Origin of the sequence: Bradyrhizobium liaoningense, assembly GCF_018130955.1 — a bacterium.
Lineage (GTDB): Bacteria > Pseudomonadota > Alphaproteobacteria > Rhizobiales > Xanthobacteraceae > Bradyrhizobium > Bradyrhizobium liaoningense_C.
Genome location: NZ_JAFCJM010000126.1, coordinates 1 through 5358, shown reverse-complemented (window position 1 = coordinate 5358; position 5358 = coordinate 1). Strand labels below are relative to the sequence as shown.

The 5358-nt window shown below is 63.8% G+C and carries 7 protein-coding genes; 1 reads left to right on the top strand and 6 read right to left on the bottom strand.

The genetic code is table 11. From position 1 onward, the window contains the following. Positions 1-98: 98 nt before the first annotated feature. Together JQ632_RS38810 and JQ632_RS38805 are read right to left on the bottom strand one after the other, a co-directional pair. A complete protein-coding gene (locus tag JQ632_RS38810; protein ID WP_212407993.1) occupies positions 99-911 on the bottom strand; it encodes an alpha/beta fold hydrolase in 813 nt (270 codons plus the stop codon). Between the two features lie 2 nt (positions 912-913). Then, positions 914-1732 carry an alpha/beta fold hydrolase gene (locus tag JQ632_RS38805; RefSeq protein WP_212407992.1) on the bottom strand — a complete coding sequence of 273 codons (819 nt, stop codon included), beginning with the start codon at positions 1730-1732 and terminating at the stop codon, positions 914-916. Between the two features lie 134 nt (positions 1733-1866). Between JQ632_RS38805 and JQ632_RS38800 the strand changes: the two genes are divergently transcribed. Next, positions 1867-2409, top strand: coding sequence for a methylated-DNA--[protein]-cysteine S-methyltransferase (locus JQ632_RS38800; RefSeq protein ID WP_212407991.1), 543 nt, complete (start codon positions 1867-1869; stop codon positions 2407-2409). Positions 2410-2574: 165 nt separating this feature from the next. Here JQ632_RS38800 and JQ632_RS38795 read toward each other — a convergent pair whose 3' ends face one another. The 4 genes from JQ632_RS38795 to JQ632_RS38780 all read right to left on the bottom strand — a co-directional run. Then, entirely contained in the window at positions 2575-3444 is an 870-nt protein-coding gene (locus tag JQ632_RS38795) for an MBL fold metallo-hydrolase (RefSeq protein WP_212407990.1), read from the bottom strand. Between the two features lie 15 nt (positions 3445-3459). Continuing rightward, entirely contained in the window at positions 3460-4071 is a 612-nt protein-coding gene (locus tag JQ632_RS38790) for a glutathione S-transferase family protein (protein WP_212407989.1), read from the bottom strand. A 158-nt stretch (positions 4072-4229) separates the two neighbouring features. Then, positions 4230-5072 carry a fumarylacetoacetate hydrolase family protein gene (locus JQ632_RS38785; RefSeq protein WP_212407988.1) on the bottom strand — a complete coding sequence of 281 codons (843 nt, stop codon included), beginning with the start codon at positions 5070-5072 and terminating at the stop codon, positions 4230-4232. 30 nt (positions 5073-5102) lie between these two features. Beyond that, a partial coding sequence (locus JQ632_RS38780; RefSeq protein ID WP_212407987.1) for a hypothetical protein occupies positions 5103-5358 on the bottom strand: 256 nt, incomplete at its 5' end.

Sequence of the window (5358 nt, the reverse complement as noted above, 5' to 3'; positions counted from 1 at the left end):
GCGGCGCAAAATCAAGCGCGCCGGCTGGGACAATGCCTTCCTCATGGCAGCCCTCAGCCATATGCGATAGCCCTGCCCCTCCAGGGGAGGGTGAAACCTCACCCCTTCAAAAACTCCGTCACCGCATCGCCATAGGCCTGCGGTGCCTGCTCGAACATCCAGTGGCCGGCGTTCGGGATGACAGCCGTCTTTGCGCCGGCGATGTGCTCGGCGAGTACGCGCCAGATCGCGGAAAGGCTACCGGTGGTGGCACCGCCGCCGATCAAGAGCGTGGGCGTCCTGATCGCCAGCGCGTCCGCGCGCGTGTAGGGTTTTCGCTGCTCGTTGATCTGGCCGAGGAAGGTGACGACGTTGTCGCGCAACTGCTGTTTGGCGGCCGCCGGCACGCGCCGCCATGAGCCGTCGCCCTCGATGCCCTCGAAGAAGTTTTGCAGCGCGCCCTCGATATCGCCGGCGCGGAGCATCTCGACCGAGCGCACTGTGCGCGCACCAAGCGGCGGATGCGCAGGTGTGCCTTCAGGCAATGGCAGGGTTGCATCGAGATCGCCACCGGGCTCGGCCAGCACCAGCTTGCGCAAGAGATCGGGCCGCGCCTGCGCGACGCGGAACGCGATGTGTCCACCGCGGGAATGGCCCATCAGATCGACTGGCGCGGGCTTGACCTGCTCGATGAAGGCGGTGACGTCGGCGACGTGCTGCGCCATCTTGTAGTCGTCGCCGCTCCCGTTCCAATGCTCGGGAAAGAAATGCCGCAGGCTGACCGAGATCACGCGATGCTTTTTCGACAGCGGCCCGAGCACCGAATACCAGGTACGGAAATCGCCGAGCGTGCCATGCACGCAGACCAGCGGCGGGCCTTGTCCTACCTCGAGATAGGCCATGTCGTATCCGTTGACGCGAAGTGTCTGCATGATCAGCCTGCCAGAAAGTCGAGCACGATTTCAGAGTATTTTTGCGGCGCCTGCTCGAACATCGGATGTGTCGTCTTCTCGATGATGGCCGTCTTGGAGTAGGGGACATGCGCGGCGAGCGCATGCAGCACCTTCGGCAGCAAGCCCTTGGTGCGGCTGCCCAGGATGAACAGCGTCGGCATCTTGATGGACTCGGCATCCGCCCTGGAGAACGGCGGGCGATTGTCGCGGACCTGGCCGATCAGGGTGTAGGCGTTGTCGCGCAGGGTCTGCTTCACGATTGCCGGCAGCCGCGGCCATGTGCCCGGCCCTTCCAGCGTGTCGACGAACACGGCGAGCCCGCCATCGACGTCACCCGCCGCGATCTTCTCTGCCGAAGCCGTGAAGCGCGCCAGTAGCGGCGAGGGGCCGCCCGTGTAATCCGGATCAAGGCTCGCATCGAGCTCGCCGCCGGGCTCGGCAAGGATCAGCCGGCGCAGCAAGTCCGGCCGCTTCTGCGCGACGCGGAAGCAGATGTGCCCGCCGCGCGAATGACCCATCAGGTCGATTGGGCCGGTGTCGAGTTTTTCGATGAAGGCGATGACGTCGTCGACGTGCTGGCTGATCGAATAGGTGTCACCCTCGCCGTCCCACTGCTCCGGGAAGAAGTGCCGCAGGCTGACGCAGATCAGCCGATGCTGCTTCGAGAGCGGCCCGAGCACGCAGCCCCAGATGCGGAAGTCGCTGAGCGAGCCGTGGACGCAGACCAGCGGCGGCCTGGTATTGGCCTCGCCCACGTCGAGATAGGCCATGTCGTATCCGTTGACGCGGAGGCTTTGCATTTCTGGGCTCGTGGGCAGGGAATTTCGGTTGGAACCAGCTGTGCAAGATTCCCGGAATCCGGGTGGATCGCAACTATTTCCAAGCCTAGATTTCGGGGCAGATCACAATGGGGGCCTGAGGCGAGGACGTACCCATGACCGACCAGCACTTTGCCCTGTTCGAGACCAAAATCGGCCTTTGCGGCATTGCCTGGGGTCCGCGCGGCATCAACGGCACGCAACTGCCGATGGGCGGCGAACAGAAGATCCGCACCCGCATCCATCAACGCCATCCAGAGGCCAGCGAGGCCGCACCTACAGTCGAGGTGCAGCAGGCCATCGACCGCATCGTCAAACTGCTTGCGGGCGGGACGGATGACCTCGCCGACATTCCGCTCGACCTCGACGACGTGCCCGAGTTCAACCGCGGCGTCTACGCGATCGCGCGCACCATTCCGCCGGGCAAGACGCTGACCTATGGCGACATCGCAAAGCGCCTCGGTGGTGTCGAGCTGTCGCGCGACGTCGGCCAGGCGCTCGGCCGCAACCCGTGCCCGATCGTGGTGCCCTGCCATCGCGTGCTCGCAGCCGGCAACAAGCCCGGCGGATTCTCCGCCAATGGCGGCGTGGTCACGAAACTGAAGATGCTCGAGATCGAAGGCGCGCTCGTCAATCACACGCCGAGTTTGTTTGATTGACCCCTCTTCTCCCTCTCCCCGTTCTTACGGGGAGAGGGTTGGGGTGAGGGGCTGCATCCCCGCTCGCGATGAGAGCCGTATTCGCGGAGGCTCCCCCTCACCCGGAATTTGCTACGCAAATTCCGGCCTCTCCCCGCAAGCGGGGAGAGGCGAAGAGGCTGCAGCTCACACCCCCACGCAAACAAATCCGTTCCCCTTGCGCCTGATCTTGCCGACCGAGGGCGAGGGGAAATGCGCGGTGCAGCACAGCGTGTCGGTGTCGCAATAGCGCTCGAGAAAGCTGCGCCGCGTCTTCGCGGCTTGCGCCTGGTCGACGTCGAACTTCACCGACATTTCCGGATAGAGCGTCTGGATCGGCGAATGCATGAGATCGCCGGAGAACACCGCATCGTCCTTGCCGCGGCCGAAGGTGAAGGCGACGTGGCCGGGCGTGTGGCCCGGTGTCGGCAGGATGCGGACGTGGTCGCCGATCTGATGGTCGTTGGTCACGACCTCATGCCGCCTGGCCTCGACTACCGGCAGCACGCTGTCGACGAAGGGCGGTACGGGCGCCTTGGCGTTCTGCTCGGTCCAATAGTCGAACTCGGTCTTGGCGAACACGTAGCGCGCCTTGGGGAAGGTCGGGACCCAGCGGCCGTTCTGAAGCCGCGTGTTCCAGCCGACATGATCGACATGCAGATGCGTGCACATCACGAAGTCGATGTCGTCGACCGAGACGCCGGCGGCGGCAAGGCCGCTCAGATAGGTGTCGTCGGTCTTCATGTTCCATTTCGGACGCAGCGGCCGCGGCTTGTCGTTGCCGATGCAGCTATCGACCAGAATGGTGTGATGCGGCGTCCTGACCACGTAGGACTGGAAGCAGAGGATCAGCGTGTCCTGGTCGTCCAGTGCCTTGGCCGCCTGCATCCACGCGCGGTTCTCCGCCAAAACCTCGGGCGAGAGACCGGGCAACAGCTCCAGCGCCGGCAGGAAGGTCGTTTCCTGCTCGATGACGCGCTGGATGGTGAGATCGCCGACCGAGAATTTGAGGCTCATGAGAACTCCAACGCGTTACGCCGCCGGCGGCACCGAGACCTTCACCGACGGCCGCTCCAGCATACGCTCATGGAAGGCATCGAGTTTGGGATAGGCCTTGCGCCAGCCGCAATCGGCGAAGCGGAAATCGGCATAGCCGAGCACGCAAGTAAGTCCAATCTGGGCGATACCGAACGGGCCGTTGAGCACTTCGGGCTGGTTCTCGAACCGCGCCATGCCGCTCCAGGCGCGGTTCCAGTGGTCGTCGGACCAGGCCTGCCACTGCGATCCCTGCGGCCGCACCATCTTCTCGTAGCGGCACAGCAGCATGGAATCGAGCATACCGTTGATCAGCGAATGATCGCTCTTGGCCTTCCACCGCTTCGGGCCGTATTCCGGGATCAGGCTGCCGCCGGCCATCTCGTTGAGATACTCGACGATCACGTAAGAGTCCAAGATCACGTCGCCGTCATTGGTGATCAGCACCGGCAGCTTCTTCAGCGGCGTGATGCGCGAGTAGTCCTCGTTGGCCTGGCCCGGCGCGACGGTGGCGGGGACCAGCTCGATCTTGTCGATCAGCCCAAGCTCGATCGCGGCAATGCGCACCTTGCGGGCGAACGGCGAGGCAGGGGAGAAGGTGAGTTTCATGGAACGGATCCTACAATGACTTCGCGACAGCTCTCTCATCCGTCATGCCCGGGCTTGACCCGGGCATCCACGTCTTGCGGTCGTGCCTTGCGGAGCTACATGGATGGCCGGGTCAAGCCCGGCCATGACAACCGTGGTGTGTCAGCGCAAATCCAAACTCACGCCCCGATGATCTCCTGGCGCTGCTCGCCGAGACCCTCGATGCCCAGCGTCACGACGTCGCCGACATTGAGGAAGGTCGGCGGCTTCATGCCGAGGCCGACACCCGGAGGCGTGCCCGTGGTGATGATGTCACCGGGCAGCAGCGTCATGAACTGCGAGACGTAGGAGACGCACTTCGCCATCGAGAAGATCATGGTCTTGGTCGAGCCGGTCTGGCGGCGCTGGCCGTTGACGTCGAGCCACATCGACAGGTTCTGTACGTCCTTGATCTCGTCCTTGGTGGCGAGCCACGGGCCGACCGGGCCAAACGTGTCGTGCGACTTTCCCTTGGTCCATTGTCCCAGACGCTCGGTCTGGAAATTGCGCTCGGAGACGTCGTTGCAGACGCAGTAGCCGGCCACGTAATTCAGCGCGTCGGCTTCCGAGACATATTTCGCGCGGGTGCCGATGATCGCGGCGATCTCGACTTCCCAGTCGAGCTTGGTCGAGCCGCGCGGTTTTTCGACCGCGTCGTTCGGGCCGGACAGCGACGTGCTGGCCTTGAGGAAGATGATCGGCTCGGTCGGAATGGCAGCTCCCGTCTCCTTGGCGTGATCGCTGTAGTTGAGGCCGATCGCCACGAATTTCGAGATGCCGGTCACGGGGGCGCCGAACCGCGGCTTGCCTGATACCGCCGGCAGGGAGGCCGGGTCGATGGATGCGAGCTTCTTCAGGGATTCCGGCGAATAGGCCTCGCCGGTGAGGTCCTTCAGATGCGCCGAGAGGTCGCGCAACTGGCCGGATTTGTCGATCAGGCCGGGCTTTTCCGCACCCTTTTCGCCGTAACGAACAAGCTTCATTCTCGTCTCTCCCTGGGATGGACCGGTTGGTTAAATGGCTTCATGGAACAGGGCGGCGGGAATTTCAACCGCCGATCGGGCTGCGCATTGCAGCCCCTCTTTTGTAGGGTGGGTTAGCCGAAGGCGTAACCCACCGCTTCTGCCACCGCGGAAACGGAAGAGGTGGGTTACGCCGAGCGGTTTGCGCTTCGCGCAATCCGCGGGGCTAACCCACCCTTGTAATAGCGCAATCAGATATTGTCGGCGTGTTCCGTGAGGAATGGCCTGCCGCGGCAGCAACCCGCGG

Coding starts and splice junctions, on each gene's coding strand:
- JQ632_RS38800 (WP_212407991.1), top strand. CDS start 1,867: ATGACCGACCAGCACTTTGCCCTGTTCGAGACCAAAATCGGCCTTTGC.
- JQ632_RS38805 (WP_212407992.1), bottom strand. CDS start 1,732: ATGCAAAGCCTCCGCGTCAACGGATACGACATGGCCTATCTCGACGTG.
- JQ632_RS38790 (WP_212407989.1), bottom strand. CDS start 4,071: ATGAAACTCACCTTCTCCCCTGCCTCGCCGTTCGCCCGCAAGGTGCGC.
- JQ632_RS38795 (WP_212407990.1), bottom strand. CDS start 3,444: ATGAGCCTCAAATTCTCGGTCGGCGATCTCACCATCCAGCGCGTCATC.
- JQ632_RS38810 (WP_212407993.1), bottom strand. CDS start 911: ATGCAGACACTTCGCGTCAACGGATACGACATGGCCTATCTCGAGGTA.
- JQ632_RS38785 (WP_212407988.1), bottom strand. CDS start 5,072: ATGAAGCTTGTTCGTTACGGCGAAAAGGGTGCGGAAAAGCCCGGCCTG.